The 17082-nt window shown below is 34.2% G+C and carries 16 protein-coding genes and 1 other annotated feature (1 of these 17 only partly in view); of the genes, 4 read left to right on the top strand and 12 right to left on the bottom strand.

Annotated features, from left to right (window positions below):
- Positions 1–164 (top strand) — a binding site (T-box leader); it begins 45 nt to the left of the window's first position.
- 67 nt (positions 165–231) lie between these two features.
- Positions 232–2694 carry a leucine--tRNA ligase gene (leuS, locus tag TA89_RS01385; RefSeq protein ID WP_040210276.1) on the top strand — a complete coding sequence of 821 codons (2463 nt, stop codon included), beginning with the start codon at positions 232–234 and terminating at the stop codon, positions 2692–2694.
- Between the two features lie 64 nt (positions 2695–2758).
- On the opposite strand, the gene trhO is transcribed toward leuS, so the two are convergent.
- The 3 genes from trhO to TA89_RS01370 form a co-directional block, all read right to left on the bottom strand.
- Positions 2759–3748: an oxygen-dependent tRNA uridine(34) hydroxylase TrhO gene (gene trhO / locus TA89_RS01380; protein WP_052447261.1), complete on the bottom strand. Its 990-nt coding sequence runs from the start codon at positions 3746–3748 to the stop codon at positions 2759–2761.
- A gap of 123 nt (positions 3749–3871) precedes the next feature.
- On the bottom strand, positions 3872–4618 hold the full coding sequence (locus tag TA89_RS01375; protein ID WP_040210275.1) for an rRNA adenine N-6-methyltransferase family protein: 747 nt from the start codon (positions 4616–4618) through the stop codon (positions 3872–3874).
- 24 nt (positions 4619–4642) lie between these two features.
- Positions 4643–5065, bottom strand: a complete 423-nt coding sequence (locus tag TA89_RS01370; RefSeq protein WP_040210274.1) for a hypothetical protein — start codon at positions 5063–5065, stop codon at positions 4643–4645.
- A gap of 263 nt (positions 5066–5328) precedes the next feature.
- Here TA89_RS01370 and TA89_RS01365 point away from each other — a divergent pair, with 263 nt between their 5' ends.
- On the top strand, positions 5329–5658 hold the full coding sequence (locus tag TA89_RS01365) for a HesB-like protein (protein ID WP_082023801.1): 330 nt from the start codon (positions 5329–5331) through the stop codon (positions 5656–5658).
- 70 nt (positions 5659–5728) lie between these two features.
- Here TA89_RS01365 and TA89_RS01360 read toward each other — a convergent pair whose 3' ends face one another.
- The 4 genes from TA89_RS01360 to yjbM all read right to left on the bottom strand — a co-directional run bounded on the left by TA89_RS01360 (position 5729) and on the right by yjbM (position 10013).
- Complete coding sequence (locus tag TA89_RS01360) at positions 5729–7102, bottom strand: vWA domain-containing protein (protein WP_052447260.1); 1374 nt, start codon at positions 7100–7102, stop codon at positions 5729–5731.
- A 22-nt stretch (positions 7103–7124) separates the two neighbouring features.
- Positions 7125–8249, bottom strand: coding sequence for an AAA family ATPase (locus TA89_RS01355; RefSeq protein ID WP_040210273.1), 1125 nt, complete (start codon positions 8247–8249; stop codon positions 7125–7127).
- Between the two features lie 20 nt (positions 8250–8269).
- Positions 8270–9049: a hypothetical protein gene (locus TA89_RS01350; protein ID WP_040210272.1), complete on the bottom strand. Its 780-nt coding sequence runs from the start codon at positions 9047–9049 to the stop codon at positions 8270–8272.
- Positions 9050–9215: 166 nt separating this feature from the next.
- On the bottom strand, positions 9216–10013 hold the full coding sequence (yjbM, locus tag TA89_RS01345; RefSeq protein ID WP_040210271.1) for a GTP diphosphokinase: 798 nt from the start codon (positions 10011–10013) through the stop codon (positions 9216–9218).
- 147 nt (positions 10014–10160) lie between these two features.
- Between yjbM and TA89_RS01340 the strand changes: the two genes are divergently transcribed.
- Together TA89_RS01340 and TA89_RS01335 are read left to right on the top strand one after the other, a co-directional pair.
- Positions 10161–10844 carry a DUF2225 domain-containing protein gene (locus TA89_RS01340; RefSeq protein ID WP_242850053.1) on the top strand — a complete coding sequence of 228 codons (684 nt, stop codon included), beginning with the start codon at positions 10161–10163 and terminating at the stop codon, positions 10842–10844.
- A 14-nt stretch (positions 10845–10858) separates the two neighbouring features.
- Complete coding sequence (locus TA89_RS01335; protein ID WP_040210269.1) at positions 10859–11818, top strand: methyl-accepting chemotaxis protein; 960 nt, start codon at positions 10859–10861, stop codon at positions 11816–11818.
- A 64-nt stretch (positions 11819–11882) separates the two neighbouring features.
- On the opposite strand, the gene TA89_RS01330 is transcribed toward TA89_RS01335, so the two are convergent.
- The 5 genes from TA89_RS01330 to TA89_RS18470 form a co-directional block, all read right to left on the bottom strand.
- Positions 11883–14369: an FAD-dependent oxidoreductase gene (locus TA89_RS01330; RefSeq protein WP_040210268.1), complete on the bottom strand. Its 2487-nt coding sequence runs from the start codon at positions 14367–14369 to the stop codon at positions 11883–11885.
- Positions 14369–14668: an ArsR/SmtB family transcription factor gene (locus TA89_RS01325; RefSeq protein ID WP_040210266.1), complete on the bottom strand. Its 300-nt coding sequence runs from the start codon at positions 14666–14668 to the stop codon at positions 14369–14371. The genes TA89_RS01330 and TA89_RS01325 overlap by 1 nt, the downstream gene beginning before the upstream one ends.
- Before the next feature lie 235 nt (positions 14669–14903).
- A complete protein-coding gene (locus TA89_RS01320; RefSeq protein ID WP_040210265.1) occupies positions 14904–15593 on the bottom strand; it encodes a metallophosphoesterase in 690 nt (229 codons plus the stop codon).
- A gap of 8 nt (positions 15594–15601) precedes the next feature.
- Positions 15602–15868 (bottom strand): EscU/YscU/HrcU family type III secretion system export apparatus switch protein, encoded by a 267-nt coding sequence (locus TA89_RS01315; RefSeq protein ID WP_040210263.1) that lies wholly within the window; start codon positions 15866–15868, stop codon positions 15602–15604.
- Between the two features lie 11 nt (positions 15869–15879).
- Positions 15880–17082: hypothetical protein (locus TA89_RS18470; protein WP_052447259.1), on the bottom strand; the 1203-nt coding region annotated here is incomplete at its 5' end.

Below are 17082 nucleotides of genomic sequence, written 5' to 3'. Positions count from 1 at the left end.
GAGAGCTGCCGCTTTGGTGAAAGGCAGTACTGTAAAGCATATGAACTCGCCATGGAGCTTATCTGAAGAAAATCAGGTACGGTAATTCTGTTATAATTTTAAGGTGAGGTGCATTTGCACCTAACTAGAGTGGTACCGCGGAATCGAACCCTTTCGTCTCTATTTTTTTACAGACGAAGGGCTTTTTTTATTTTAAGAATTAATTATTAAAACGTAATAAGGAGGATTAAAATGACTAATTACTCAACAGCTATTGATAAAAAGTGGCAGAAAAAATGGGAAGAAAGCGAATTATATAAGTTTAACCCAGATAAGATGGATAAAAAACTATATGTACTTGAAATGTTTTCCTACCCTTCAGGAAGCCAGCTTCATGCAGGCCATTGGTTTAACTACGGACCTGTAGATTCCTGGGCAAGATTTAAAAGAATGCAGGGATATAATGTATTTCAGCCTATGGGATTTGATGCCTTCGGTCTTCCTGCAGAAAATTATGCTATAAAAACCGGAATACATCCATGGGATTCCACTAAGAAAAATATCGCAACCATGGAAGAGCAGCTTAAGGCTATGGGTGCTATGTTCAACTGGGAAAACGAGATAGTAACCTGCGACCCTGAATATTATAAATGGACTCAATGGGTATTTTTAAAGCTTTATGAAAAAGGTCTTGCATACAGAAAGAAAGCACCTGTTAACTGGTGTCCATCCTGCAACACTGTTTTGGCAAACGAGCAGGTAGTTGAAGGCGGATGCGAAAGATGCGGTACAGAGGTTACTAAAAAGGATTTAACTCAATGGTTCTTAAAGATAACTGATTATGCCGATGAACTTCTTACAGGTCTTGATTCCATAGATTGGCCTGAAAAGACAAAATCTATGCAGAAGCACTGGATTGGAAAATCCACCGGTGCAGAGGTAACCTTTAAGGTAAAGGATAAAGATATATCCTTTGATGTGTTTACTACGAGAGCAGATACCTTATTTGGTGTAACCTACGTGGTTTTGGCACCTGAAAACCCCTTAGTGGATGAATTGACTACCTCCTCTCAAAAAGAAGAAGTAGAACGCTATAAAGATGCAACTAAAAAGCAGAGCGACATTGAAAGGCAATCTATAACAAGGGAAAAAACCGGAGTATTTACAGGCTCTTATGCCATAAATCCAATAAACGGTCTGGAGGTTCCTATCTGGATTGGAGACTATGTTTTATCTACTTACGGTACCGGTGCAGTAATGGCTGTACCCGCCCATGATGAGAGAGACTTTGCCTTTGCTAAGAAATATAATCTTCCTATAGTGAAGGTTATTGATGGTAAAGACAAAACAGAGCTTCCTTTCACTGAATACGGAACATTAGTCAATTCTGAAGAGTTTGATGGAATGAGCTCCGAAGAAGGAAAAATTAAAATAGTGGAAAAACTCGCTGAAAACAAACTTGGTTCAGAAAAGGTTAATTACAGATTAAGAGATTGGCTTGTATCAAGACAGAGATACTGGGGTGCTCCTATTCCTATAGTTTACTGCGATAAATGCGGTGCTGTACCAGTACCTTATGAGAATTTGCCAGTAACTCTTCCATATGATGTAGAGTTTGCACCGGATGGGAAATCTCCTCTTGCAAAATCAGAAGAGTTTATAAACACCACTTGTCCTCATTGTGGAGGCAAAGCAACAAGAGAAGCAGATACTTTAGATACCTTTGTATGCTCCTCCTGGTACTATTTAAGATATGCAGACAGCAAAAACGACAAGGAAGCCTTTAATCCTGAAATAATAAATAAAATGCTTCCTGTAGATAAGTACGTGGGTGGTCCTGAGCATGCATGTATGCACCTGCTTTATGCAAGATTTTTAACTAAGGCTTTAAGGGATATGGGTTATTTGAATTTTGATGAACCTTTCCTTTCACTGACGCATCAGGGACTTATTCTTGGACCGGACGGATTCAAGATGAGTAAATCAAAGGGAAATACCATTTCTCCCGATGATTATATAAGTCAGTACGGCTCAGATGTTTTCAGAATGTATCTGATGTTTGGATTTTCCTACGTAGAAGGCGGAGCTTGGTCTGATGACGGAATTAAATCCGTAGCGAGGTTCTTAGAAAGGATCGAAAGGATTATAGAAAATTCCTACAGCCTTATTAAAGAAAATAAAAACATCAAAAATACTATGGATAAAGCAGAAAAAGAGCTTAACTACTGGAGACATAACAGCATTAAAGCTGTAACTTCCGACACTGAAATACTTCAGTTTAATACAGCTATTGCAAGGCTTATGGAATTCAACAATGCACTTTCAAAGTACATCCAGGAGGAAACTATAAACGCTAAATTCCTTGAGGAAACTATAAATGACTTTATAAAGATATTAGCCCCTTTTGCTCCACACTTTGCCGAGGAGTATTACAACAAATTTAATCCTTCAGACTTTAAAGACAATAGCTACTCAGTATTTAATCAAAAATGGCCTGAAGTTGATGAAAAGGCTCTTATTAAAGACGAAGTAGAAATAGCAATTCAGATAAACGGAAAGATTAAGGCTAAAACCAATATACCTACAGACATAGATGAAAATGCTATTAAAGAAATCGCTTTAAATGAAGCTTCAATTAAAGAAGCTTTAGAAGGTAAGAATGTGGTTAAGGTTATAGTTATTAAAGGAAGATTAGTAAATATTGTAGCTAAGTAGTACCTTATATAAATTTAAATCCCAGATAGAATTTCTATCTGGGATTTATTTATATAAATAATACTTATACTAGCTTTCTAAAGTAATCCGCTTTTTCATGATTTTGATTATATTTTTTATATAGTTCAAGCTTAGCTTTTCTTCTTATTCTAGCATCTCTTTCAGGATGCTTAATAACATATTTATGGCACTCCTCAGAACAGAAGCCTTCATATTTTTCCTCACATTCCTCACAGCATAGATGCTGATCATGACAATCGTCGTTAGTACAGTTTATATACCTGTCCGAGGGCTTTCCGCAATGTGAACATACTGAAATGATTTTATCCTCTTTCGTGTTATTTACCTTAACGGAAATTCTTTCATCGAATACATAGCATTTACCGTCAAAAAGTCTTCCCTGCACCTCAGGATCCTTTCCATAGGTTACAATTCCTCCTTCTAAATGGTAAACATCTTTGAAGCCTTGATTTAAAAGTACTCCTGTAAGCTTTTCACATCTTATTCCACCGGTGCAGTAGGTTAATATCTTTTTATCTTTATGCTCTTTTAAGTTTTCCTCAATCCATTTTGGAAACTCCTTAAAGTTGTTCACATCAGGTCTTATAGCTCCTCTGAAATGTCCTATTTCATATTCATAATCATTTCTTCCATCAACTACAATTACATCCTCCTGCTGAAGCATGTTATAAAAATCCTTAGGCTTTAAATATTCACCTACAAGATTATTAGGATTTACATCATCATCCTCTTTTAAAGTAATAATGCTTTTTCTCCTTCTCACATACATCTTTTTAAAGGCATGGTCAGCAGCTTCGTCGGTTTTAAAAATCATATCTTTAAACCTTTCATCCTGATGAAGAACTTCTATATATTTATCTGTATTTTCCCTAAGTCCGGATACCGTTCCATTTATTCCTTCTTCCGCAACTAATATTCTTCCTTTAAGTCCTAAGTCCTTACATAGCTTTAAGTGTTCTGCTGCAAAATCTTCCGGATTATCTATATGAACAAACTTGTAGTATAGTAAAACTCTATAAGGCTTTTCTGTCATATTATCATTCCTTTCAAATACTATAAAAACACATACTTATAATATAAGTAATTTTTACGCATTTGTAAATAAGAATGATTATTAATAATTAATTATTATCATTTATTCCTTCCTGCAGAGCTGTTAAAACCTATTAAATTCCTCTCCAAAGGCTTTTAACACTTCTTTCACTGAATCTTCCGGTAAAGGCTTAAATAAATCCTTGTAAGAGGAATTATTGTATTTTGAAAAAAGCTCTTTTGACATAGACATCCAAAGCTCCGGAATGTATATATAAAGAATATCTTCTATACTGCAGGAAAGCAAAAATCTTTCCATTCCCCAAAAGGTATATTCCTCTATTTCATGAAGCTTATTAAATGCTATATAATGCTCTACAGCAGATATATCAAGCTTATTATAATAAATATCAGCAAAGAAAAAATCGAACTTATCTCTTTGCGCTTTAAAAGCATCTCCATGAATTATTTTAAGCTTTTTATTTTTTCCAAAGGAATTGTAATAAAAGTTTATTACTTCCTCATCGCTTTCATATACCACCACTTCTTTTACATTCTTATTTTCCAGCACCTTCAATGTAAAATATCCAAGACCTAAGCCTACTATCCCAACCTTTCCTCTGGCATAGCAGGCAGCCTCATAGCAGCCTATAATTTCTTCAGGAGAAAGCTTCATTAGCTCCTTGTTATGAGACATCAAAACAGGGACTTTGGAAAAGTTATCAGTATATTCATATATATATCCATTGATACAACCCTTTAAAGACTTCAAAGAGACTTCTATATGATTGTATTTTAAATCTTCCTTATTCAATTTACTAATATAATTTTCAATCTCAGTATGTAAAAAATCCTTATTAAACGGAATCATATTTTTTCCTCTTTCTATGGCAGGTTATTTTATTTCTTTCCCCTCAACATTAATACTATATTCCATTGCTTTAAACTTTTTAAAATATATATGTTCTAGATTAGCTTTCTTTTTTTCATACTCCTCATAATTATTCAGATCTATACACATTTCATCTTCATACAAATTTGAAGCTGCAAGCCTTTTGGACAACTCCTTCCAAAATGCCGCTTCATCGTATTCCCTTTTTAATTCCTTAGCTTTATTTATCTCACTGTCCTTTATTGAATCATCCTCATAGGAGTCCTCAGATAATGCGTTATGAAGATCTTCATAGCTTAGTATATAGTGAATAAGCGAGGAATATTCTTTATACTTTTCAGGTTCGCATTCCCTTAGGAGCTGAAGATTTAAAAGCATTAATTCCATAAGAGCTTTAAACTGACTTCTGGTAAAGTTAATTTTCATAAAAATTCCCCTATCCTCTTTTATATAATTTTATTTTAACATCGCACCCACTATTTTCAAACCTATTAAAGAATATATATATTAATAAAATTTAAATTATATACAAATAATAAGGTTGATATTAAAAAAACAATAATATATAATAACAAATATCTGTTAATATTATTTTCGTAAAAAATAGTATTGATAATAGTGATAGTTAGTATTATTATTATAGAAGGTATCTATAACAGGTGCTAAATTCAAAGGAAATGAGGGATAATATGAGCGCAATAACTATGAGCGATACAGCTTATACCGAGTTTAAGCAGTTCTTAGACGAGAATAAAGTTGATAATTATAACATCAGGATAAATCTAGCAGGTATTGGCTGAGGCGGCCCAATGTTTAATATTGTTCTGGATGAACAATCAGATAATGATGTAGTGGAAAAAATTCAAGATATCACCTTTATGATAGATAAAGAATTGGTAGATGAATATGAAGGATTTGTAGTTTTATCTACTGAAGAAAATGACGGCAGAGGCTTAAGCCTTAAATCAGTACTTGATGCCGGCGGCGGATGCTCCTCCTGCGGCGGCGGATGCCACTAATTTAAAATCAATTAATATTAAAAAAGCGACAGTCCTTTAAAGACTTCGCTTTTTTTGCTTTAATTCTTAATTATAAATCTACTCTTAAGCTTTGTATACTGTTAGCTTCCGTATCTATATCCCAGTCTTTTAATAGCTCCTTTGCAACCTTTATTCCGTAATCATTTTTATCAGCAGAAGAATTTTCCTTCCCCAGCTTAACTATTTCACCAGGATATTCTTTTAGAGAAAGGACTTCCTGACCTCCTGTAAGAACCCATAAAGTTTTATAATTGACAGGAAGTGATGTTAACTTTTCCTCTCCCTTTCCATCGGTGAAATAAATTAAAAAATGATCCTTTAAACTATTCTCTTTTATATACTGGAATACCGGAGAAAAAGCTGTAGCTCCTGTATTTTCTAAGGTATTTTTAATATCCCTTATGCTTCTTATGTTATAAATTCTTTTTATGCTGTCATCGCATTCAATTACCCTTACTTCTCCTTGATAGTTTTTAATAATATTAAACAGTTCAACAAGTATAAGATGAAGCTCCTTATGACTCATACTTGCACTTATATCAATGGCTGCTATAACCTTAGGTATCCTTTTAGGAAGTCTTCCTCTTATATCTAATCTATCAGGCTGCCTTCTGTCCTTTCTTGTAATTGTCTTTTTATAACCACTGGGCATTGAAGCTATGGTATTTTTTAAATAATCCTGCCAGGTAATTACTGACTTCTCTTTGTTCAGCAAAAGAGCCTCTTCCATACCTGCGGGAATCTTTCCCTGAAAAGCATTTAATGACAGTCTTTTCTGCAGGGTATTTAAAATATCCTCGGTTATATTGTCACTCTGCAGCCATAATTCATGAATTGATTCCATATCCAGTGCATTATCCTTTGCACTTTTATCCTTTTTAACAGTGAGTTTATCTATCGCTCTTTGGATCATTTCTACATAGGCTTCTAAAGGCATGTTTTCTTTTAAATCTATATTATATTCAAGGCTTGTGTCATAAAGCTTCCTGCTCCAGGCTGGCAACTTATTTATGTACTGGTTTACCGATATATCCATAGCTGTATTTATAGCCAACAGGCTGTATTTATTTCTTAAAGCTTTAATCCTCTGGTGATGTTTATACATTATATGATACACCTCATGCTTTAAAAGTGCCTTCATTTCGTTTTTAGTATTTGATAAAAAGGTTAAAGGGTTTATATATAGGATATAACCCTCATTACCTGGAACTGTAGATAAAGGAGCCTGACTTTTTAAGCTCACCTCTCTTCTAAGCTGCATAAGAAACATACCAAAAAAACCTTCATCCTTTTCCATAAGCTCTAATGTACATTTTTCCACCAAAGCTAAGAGCTCTCTTTTAAACTTATTTGTAATTTCTGCTGAAGCTTCAAGCTTAACTGCTTCGCCGTATAATCTTATTCTTTCCTCCTCAAAGCTCAAATCTCTTCCTCCTCAGGCCGCTTTATGCATAGCTTTCAAAAAACACTTGGATAAACTCCTCATTATCTAAAAATGCATTGTAGAATTCAGTACTGCAATCACTTTTTATACCTTTCATTATACCTATTCTAAGGTCGCTGGGATAATAACCTAAAAGCCTGCTGAAGATTTCTATATCTTCTTCCTTTATACCTCTTTCCTCAATGAGGTTCAGCATATTTTTACTGAATATAAAAAGCCTTGAATGGCTTTCTTTTAATATCCTCTCTTTGGTATCTACAGCAATAATTCCGCTTTCAAGAATATCCAGAGGATTTATCATAGGATTTTTATAGCTTCCTATAAAGGATATAAAATCCTGTGCTATTTCTTTTCCTACATTACCTTTCACCGCATTATATAATATGTTAATTGGTATGCTTCCCTTACTTTCTTTAAATATCCTATAGGCTTTAGAAACCCTCTCAAAGCTTCTTGGTGTAGCCTTTATATTATCTTCCGCCTCAGGGGTGTGGAGATATTCAGGAAAAGCGGATATGAATTCAATAACATGCTCATGTATATTGCCCTCTTTGCTCATAGCCCACTTTATCCACTCTTTAACTTCCGAATCTAAATATATCCAAACAAATCTGTCCTCCTGGGCAGGATCCATGTCTACCACCTGGTATTGGGTATTTTGAAAATTATGATACCTGTTGGAAGGATTCATAGCTGCAACAACCCTTACCTCATGAGGAAGCTTGTATCCGTTTATTTCTCTGTTTAATATAAGGTTCATGAGTTCCTGCTGAACTGAATGCTCGCATCGGTTTATCTCATCAATAAACAAAAGCACCTTATCAGCCTTCCCGCTGTTTAAGACTTCATTTATTTCTATAAGCTTTGTGTGGGCTGCATAAACCGTTCTCTTCTTTTTTTCCCGAAGTCCATTTATGCTTATCTCAATTTCGTCTATTGTAGGAAGTCCTCCTATTTCGCCTTCCTTAAGCAGATTTGCATCTATAGTTATAAGATAATATCCATGCTTTTCACTAAAACTTTTTACCAAAGAGGTTTTTCCTATACCGCTTTCTCCCACAATTAAAGGTACCTCTCCTGATTTTATAATAAGTTCAACGGTTTGAAGTGTTTCTGTAAAATTCACTGTTATCTTCCTTTCCAAGGCTAATTTGAAAGCTTATAATCTATAAAGGCTTTTTTTGCTTCTTTGCTTCCAAATTCTTTTATAAAATCTAATTTGTCCATATCAAGTATTTCAAGCTCCATATAGTCTTTTATATAGCTTTTCTCTATATCCTCCTGTGATACCTTATCCTTTAGTACCTCCACCACAAGATTTATATCCAGAGTTTCATAGATATACTTTAAAATATTGATATTAGTTTTGATAAAGAGCTTAAGCTCCTCTTCATCATAATCCGTTAAATACATTATTGCTTCAGGATTCTCTTTTATAGCAAGGCATTTTACTTCAATATCAGGGTGTTCAATAAATTTAATAGCTCCCCAATGACCTTCTACAGCTTTTATTTGAGCCGCTTTAGAAGGATCTTTTATGTGTTTTATAGCATCATAATCATTTTCTACAGCAATGACTTGCTGCTTTTCTGAAGGATTATTTACAAATTGAATAGCCCACCCCTTAGCTCTTAAGGCCGATTCAACTACAGCTTCAGAGGGATTTTTCACATATTTTAAAGCATTCCAGTTTCCTTTTACTGCTGCAATACTTACAGCTTCTGATGGTTCTTTTATATACTGAATTGATAAAGGTGAATTTTTTACAGCGATTAGCTGAACCTCCTCCTGAGGATTGCTTATATATTGAATGGCATTTCCATTCCTCTTCACCGCTTCTATTTGAAGAACCACTCCAGGATTATCTAAATGCCTTATGTATATAGGATTTTCTTTAATTAATTTTATTTCAGTTTCTTCATTCATATTAAATACCTTTTCCTTTACATTATGCTGATATTTTACACTAATTTATATTATAACTCCTATTATCATAATATCAAATTATAGAAATTCAAAAACTAAACTATAACATTTTACAGTTTTCTTTTAAATTTTTGCATAAAAAAATGCGGGTTTAACCCCCGCATCCTTATACTTCTTTGTATTTTTCAATATCTCTTTCTATTGAATACAAAAGATTATTAAATTCCCAAACTTCACCCTCATCAATAAGCTTATTTAATGCTATTTGATATCTGTTAGCCTCTGCTACTTTTCCAATAGACATTAAGGTTAAAATACTGTTCATTATATTGGAAATCACATCGGACTTAACTTCAAAAAGCTTCTGGGCATCTTTAATTTCATCTTTTATCTCAAGCATTTCCTTATCCAGCTGAAAAGCAGCATCTGCTGCATTTTTAAGTTTATGTTTAATATCCTCGGGAATATGCTGCTTATATTTATAATTTAAAGAATGCTCTATAGTTGCCCAAAAGTTCATGGCTAAAGTCCTTATCTGAAATTCTGCAAGTATCTCTTTTGTTTCCTCTGCCATATTTACCGGATACTTTATAATCATATGATGGCTCCTATAACCGCTTTCTTTTACATTAGTTATATAGTCTTTTTCATACATAATCTGCATATCCGTTCTTTTACGTAATATTTCAACTACCTTTTCTATGTCATCAACAAACTGGCACATTATTCTTATGCCTGCAATATCCTCCATTTCATACTGAAGCCTGTCAATAGGGATTCCAAATTTATTAGCTTTTTCTAATATACTTAATAACTCCTTTACCCTTCCTGTAATAAACTCTATAGGAGAATACTCATTTTTTCTTCGGTATTCTTTTTTAATACTTCTGAGTTTCACTTTTAACTCTTCCACAGCTTGCTCATAAGGGGTTAAAAATGCTTTCCAATCCTTAACAACTGCCATGCTATCACCCTCTTACACTTTTTCCTATATACATTATATCAAATTAGTTGAAATATGCCATTTGATTTTTGTTCCAGGTATAATATTTTGTTAAAATCCTTCGATAATATATATGTATATAAATATTTACTGTCTAGAGGTGTACTAATGATGTTAAATGTTGAAAAGCTTGCAGCAGATTTATATGAAAAAAGTGTAGAATGCCCTGTGTGTCAGTCAAAATTTAAAGAACTTGCAGTAAAGATATCCAGCCAAAGGATATTAAAAAAGGACTCAGATCTACAAATCTATTATAAAAGCACAAATCCTTATTTTTACGATGTTTGGATATGCAACAGCTGCGGTTATGCTGCACTAAAGGTGGATTTTCCAAATATAAAAAGCTATCAAAAGGATTCTGTCTTAAAAAACATTACTCCTCGATGGAAGGAACGAAGCTATGGCACTCTATATAATGAAAATATAGCCATTGAAAGGTATAAGCTTGCACTGTTAACCTCTATGATAATTGAAGGTAAGAACAGCACTAAAGCTCTTATCTTATTAAAAATAGCTTGGATGTATAGATTATTAGAATCAGATGAGGAAGAAATAAGTTATTTAAATCAGTCCTTAAAGGCTTTTACAAAAGCCTATGAGGTTGAAGACATACCTTTTTACGGTATGGATAGATATACTGTTATGTATCTTATTGGGGAGCTTCACAGAAGAAATGGTAATAATATAGAAGCTTTAAAGTGGTTTGGACAAGTAATAACAAGTACCTCTGCCCCCCATAGAATTAAAGAACTGGCTAGAGACCAAAAAGATACAATAAAAAATACTTATTAAGGAGAAGAATTTATATGACATTATTTAAGAAGAACAAAGCACCTAAAAGTATGGAAACGGAAGTAGTTAATGATACTGCTGAAATAGCTGTGCAGGAAGAAAATACTTATAAGATTCAATGCAAAGAACACCTAGGCAGCATTATAGGAAGTACTTCAGAAATAGAAAATTTAAATGACGAAATTAACTCCTCCTGCAGCAGGATTGCCAGCTTCAGCACAGCTCACAGCAGAGAGCTATCAAACACAGCGGATCTATTAAAAGATTTTAACAGCACCATGGAAGATTTGGCATTTAATATAACCAATGTTCATGCTACTGTTTTAGATACAGATAAAACCGCTGACGAAGGAATAACTACAATGGATTCTTTAGACACCTCTTTAGAGGATTTAAAACAGGCTATACATATTTCCAGCTCCACAGTAAATGCACTGGTAGGAAAGTTAGAATCAGTTAATTTAATAACGGATTCCATAAGCCAAATAGCAAGTCAAACTAACCTATTGGCACTTAATGCTGCCATTGAAGCTGCCAGAGCCGGAGAGGCAGGAAAAGGCTTTTCCGTGGTTGCAGGTGAGGTTAGAAAACTGGCTGAGAATTCAAAACAGGCAGTTCAAAGTATAACTAATATACTTGAAGAAATAAAAAAAGATATCTTAAGTGCCTCTTCTGCGGTATCTCAGGGTACCATAGCATTAGGCTCACAGCAAAAAAGCATTTCAGACTCCAAACTAGCATTTAATGATATAAAAAACTCAATCAGCGAAGCGGCTTCCGAAATAGATAACTGCATTGTAAATCTCACCACCGCTTCTGAAAAGAAAGATAATGTTATTAGCTGTATAGAAGAGCTTAGTGCCGCTTCTGATGAAAATACACTTATGTCACAGGAAACAGCTGAACTTATACGTACTCAATGTACTAATGTAGATAATTTAATTGGAAAACTGAATGAATTAAATTCCATATAGAAAACACATAAAAAGAGCCTATACCCATAATGCCTTGAGCATTAAAGGTATAGACTCTTTAACTTTAAATAAATAAGTTTACATTTGCACCTTCAGCTTCACCAAGATAGTACCCTACTCCTCCAAGATTAACTCCTGGAATGAGTTCCTCAGCTGTTATACCCATAACATCCATAGACATTGTGCATGCTACTATATTAACACCATTATCTATAGCGGCTTTTATGAGATCTTCAAGGGATTGAATATTTTTATCCTTCATCACTCCCCTTATCATCTTAGCTCCAAAGCCTCCCATATTCATCCTGGATAATCCAAGCTTCTTGGAGCCTCTTGGCATCATCATTCCAAAAGCTTTTTCTATAAAGGACTTATGAACATTTACCTTTTCCTCTTTTCTAAGAATGTTCAATCCCCAGAAGGTGAAAAACATAGTAACCTTCTTGCCCATGGAAGCTGCTCCATTAGCAATTATAAAGGATGCAATAGCTTTATCCAGATCTCCGCTGAAAACAATTATGGTTTTTCCGTCTCTGCCGTCATAAACCATATTTTTATCTTCCTTTTCCATTTCATCATTATTTATTACTTCTGTACATTTTTTAATGGAAGCATTAATAATTCCCGCTTCTTTTTTAAGATCTATGAGTTGGTTTTTAGTGGTCGTTGTCCAAGCTTTTATATCTTCATAGAAACCTGGATCAGAAGCTTTTACCTTTAATATATCACCCTCCTTGAGCATATCCATCTCCATTTTAACTCTCATTAATGGTCCCGGACAGCATAAACCGCTGGCATCAATTTCTTTTACTGTAGAGTTTGTGATATTTATTTTTCCGGAGTTTTCAGTTCCATCTTTATCATTATCACCCTGATTAGTACTATCGATGTTCTCTGAAGGTTTAAATCTGCCTAAAGTATAGGATTTGTATCCGCCTGTAATATTTTTAGTTTTAAATCCCTGCTGATTTAATATTCTTGAAGCGATATATCCTCTTAATCCTACTGCACAGTAAATAATAATTTCTTTGTCCTTATAAGGCATGAGCTCATTTAATCTTTCTCTAAGCTCATTAACAGGAATATTTATATGCCCCGGAATTGCTCCCTGTTCTACTTCTATGGCATCTCTCACGTCTAAAAGTATCTCTTTATCCTTGTCTATTGTATCTGCGTATTCAGGCTTTACCGTATCAATACCGCCTTTTAAAATATTCTGTGCCACAAATCCAGCCATATTAGCGGGAGATTTTGCAGAAAGATAAGGGGGAGCATATGCAAGTTCTAACTCAGTAAGATCTTCCACCGTTCCTCCAAACTTAATTGCTGTTGCTATAACGTCAACTACCTTATCAACGCCATCATATCCCATAGCCTGAGCACCAAGTATCTTACCCTGCTCATCAAAGATAAGCTTAATGTGAAGCTCAGTGGCATCGGGATAATAGGAGGCATGGCTCATAGGATGGATAAATACCACCTTATAATCTATACCTGCTCTCTGAAGGAGCCTTTCATTATTACCAGTGGAAGCAGCTGTTAAATCAAAGACCTTAATTATTGAGGTTCCCATTGTACCTTTATAGGAGGAATGAATCCCCGCTATATTATCAGCTGCTATTCTTCCCTGTCTGTTAGCAGGTCCTGCCAAAGGGATTGCCGCTTTTCCTCCTGTTATATAATCTTCAATTAAAACAGCATCTCCTGCTGCATAAACCCCTTCTGCGGAAGTCCTCATGTGGTCATCTACAATAATATGTCCTCTTTCCGCCAGCTCTATGCCGCTGTCTTTTAACCAAGCGGTGTCCGGTGATACCCCTATAGCAAGAACAGCCATTTCTCCGGTAACATTTTTACCGCTGTTTAAGGTTACTTTTATAAAATCCTTTTCCTCATCAAAGGATTTTACACCATCATTTAATATAAGCTGAACTCCATTTTCCTCCATAACCTTCTCTGCTAAGGCAACCATGTCTGAATCAAAGGGTGCTAAGATATGAGGTGCAGCTTCTACTAAAGTAACCTCTACTCCCCTATGCCTTAAGTTTTCAGCCATTTCAACACCTATATATCCACCGCCAATAACAACAGCTTTCTTTACTCCCTTTGAATCAACAGCTGCTTTTATTCTATCAGTATCAGCAACATTTCTTAAGGTATGAATCCTTTTGCTTTCGATACCAGGTATTGGAGGTTTTAAAGGCTTGGCACCAGGTGAAAGTATTAAATAATCATAAGATTCTTCATAGCTTTTTCCGTCTTTCTGCCTTACAGAAACCTTTTTATTTTTAGTATCAACAGCAGTAACCTCGCTGTTAATTCTCACATCTATTGCAAATCTGGCTTTCATTGCTTCCGGTGTCTGCACCAAAAGCTTTTCTCTTTCTTTAATAGTTTCTCCGATGTAATAGGGAAGCCCGCAGTTTGCAAAAGAAATATGCTCGTCTCTTTCAAACATTATAATTTCAGCACTTTCATCTAGTCTTCTTAATCTTGCAGCTGCAGAAGCTCCTCCTGCTACACCTCCTACAATTAAAACCTTTTTTCCCATTACTTAACCTCCTGTTTTTGTTCCTGCAGCAAAGCTTTAACAGTTCTTGCTGCAGTTTCTGAACATACATGATATTTTATTTCAAGTCCATTTCTTTCACCTTGAATAATCCCTGCGGATCTTAGCTTCTGTAAATGCTGAGATACAGTAGACTGAGGTACATTCAAGCACATCTGCATATTTGTAACATTTTGTGAACCGTTCTCCAATAAGCCTTTAACTATACAAAGTCTTACGGGGTGTGCTAAAACTTTCAGTATCTCTGCTGCATCTTCCAGCTCTTTGTAGTTAAAATTCAAATGCTCTCACTCCTTAGTAATTAAATAAAACCACATTATATTTCATTATATTTATATATTAAGATATAATAATATGATTGTCAATAAAATAACTATTAACTTAATACACATTTAATTAATGATTTATCAATAAAATTCCTTGATAAATCATACAATTATCATCAAAGAAAAAACTAGAAGTTTATGCTATAACTTCTAGTTTATTCATCAATGTTTTTTCTATGTATTAATATTTTTAATCTAAGATTAAAACAGGATCAAAATCAATATAATCGCAGGAGGTCATAATGTACTCTATTCCATCTCTAAAACCCTTAAGTACTCTGACTAAGGAAGGACCATGAAGATGACCATATATGACTTTTTTAACCCCATACTCTTTAAATATTTCAGTAAATGCTGAGTCTTCGAACTTTTCATTGGTAGGAGGATAATGTATCATGACTATTATATTTTTGTATCCTTCTGCTTTTGCTGCATCTAAGGACAGCCTCAGCCTGATTTGCTCCCTTGCATATATTTTTTCATCCTTTTCTCCAAATCTGTCTCCTCCAGGGCATATCCATCCTCTGCTTCCGCATACAGCCCAATCCTTGTAGGTGAAGAAATTGTTTTGAATAAAGTGCATATCTTCATATAAGTTGTTTAATTTTGTAATGCTGGTCCACCAATAATCGTGATTTCCTTTAATTATTATCTTTCTGCCGGGAAGTTGGTGAATCCAGTTTAAATCCTCCATGCCTTCATCTATCTTCATAGACCAGGAAATATCTCCCCCTATTAATACCGTATCCTCTTTTTTGACCTTTTTCATCCAATTATTTCTAACTTTCTCATGATGCATATACCAATGCTGTCCAAATATATCCATGGGTTTATCGGTATTTAACGCCAGGTGCAGATCTGATATTGCATACAGTGCCATATATTAACTCACCTTTCATCTATTAGTTTATCTATATCTGCAACATATGCTATTATATAAGCTGCCGCTTCATACAATTCCGGGGGAATATATTCTCCGATATCCACGTTAAGAAGAAGCTCTGCCAGTTCTTTATTGTATACAACCGGCACAGAAGCCTCATTAGCTGATTCTATAATCTTATCTGCAATAAATCCCGCTCCTGCAGCTGTAACTACCGGAGCATCGAAATTTTTCTCATATTTTAAAGCTGCGGCTTTTCGTCTGTGTCTCATTAAATCACTCCTTAAACGAGAACATCTACTATTGTAAGCATACTGTCATTGAAGAACTCTCTACTACTTGATATAGTAGCATCTTCCTCTTTCTTTGTCACTGATATATCTGTATTATACCCTAAAGTTACTAAAGAATTAAGAAGCTTTACCTTTTCCTTCTCCAAAATACCTACCCACTTCTCATTACTTTTCAGTTCTATATCCATATTACTGTTCACTGCATGAATATATGCATCAACTACATCAAGATTAGAAGTATCTACAGAAATAATCATCTTTACATTTTTTGAATCAATTTTTTTTCCTTCTTTTCTGTTATCTTTAATTATTAACTTTAAAGGATACTCTCTTTTATTTAGTGTTATAGGAAGATCCAGATAATAGTATTCATTGGATATGGTATTTAATAGTTTGAAATCATTGATTCTATCCTTCATCACCGCATATATCTTATCTGTTAACTCTGAGTTTTTTCCGCTGGTTATCCTTATTAGTGAATTAATTATACTTTTTATTTCCAGAGATTTTTCTTCCATCTGAAGTTTTACTTCTTCCTTAGAACTTTTATTTGAATTTCTCGAATACAAATCCTTGTTTCCTATGTTTTGTGTTTCTCTATCCAAAAGTTCAATTATACTTTCCAATTCTTCCGCTGTTATTTCGTAGGCTATCCCTGTTTTATTATAAATAAAATTCGACAGTTCCTTTTTAATTTCCTCTGTACTGGAGAGCTCCATATTCCCTGCTGATAAAGCTTTTATGAAACTTTTAATCTCTTCTTTATATTCATTAATCTGTTTATAAAAATCACTGTCTTTATTGACAGTTTTAAATTGTATTTTCTCTTCTTTATAATTATTGCTGCTTCTTTCATTTTCTATAAAGCCCGTCTCTTCCTTCACCGGTCTATTTGATTCCTTCTCGGCAGCATCAATTTCTTCCTGGGATAATATATCCTTTATCTTGGTTATTATACTTATACTCTGCTTTGAATTATAAGCCTTAGAAGCTGTAATTTGGGGACTGCTTTCTTCTTTTCTGTCCTTTAACGTAACCTTTCCTTCCTTTTCCCCTTCTGAAATCTCTTTATTTTTTAAATTAATCCTATGATTATCTGCAGTAAAATAATCTTCCTCTATATCTTCTGACAGCTCTAGAGATGCTTTTTTTATTGTATTATATATACTTCCCCATTCTTTAAATATTCTATT

The sequence above is a fragment of the Clostridium polynesiense genome, assembly GCF_000820705.1.
GTDB lineage: Bacteria > Bacillota > Clostridia > Clostridiales > Clostridiaceae > Clostridium_AA > Clostridium_AA polynesiense.
This window is presented reverse-complemented; position numbering and strand designations above follow the sequence as displayed.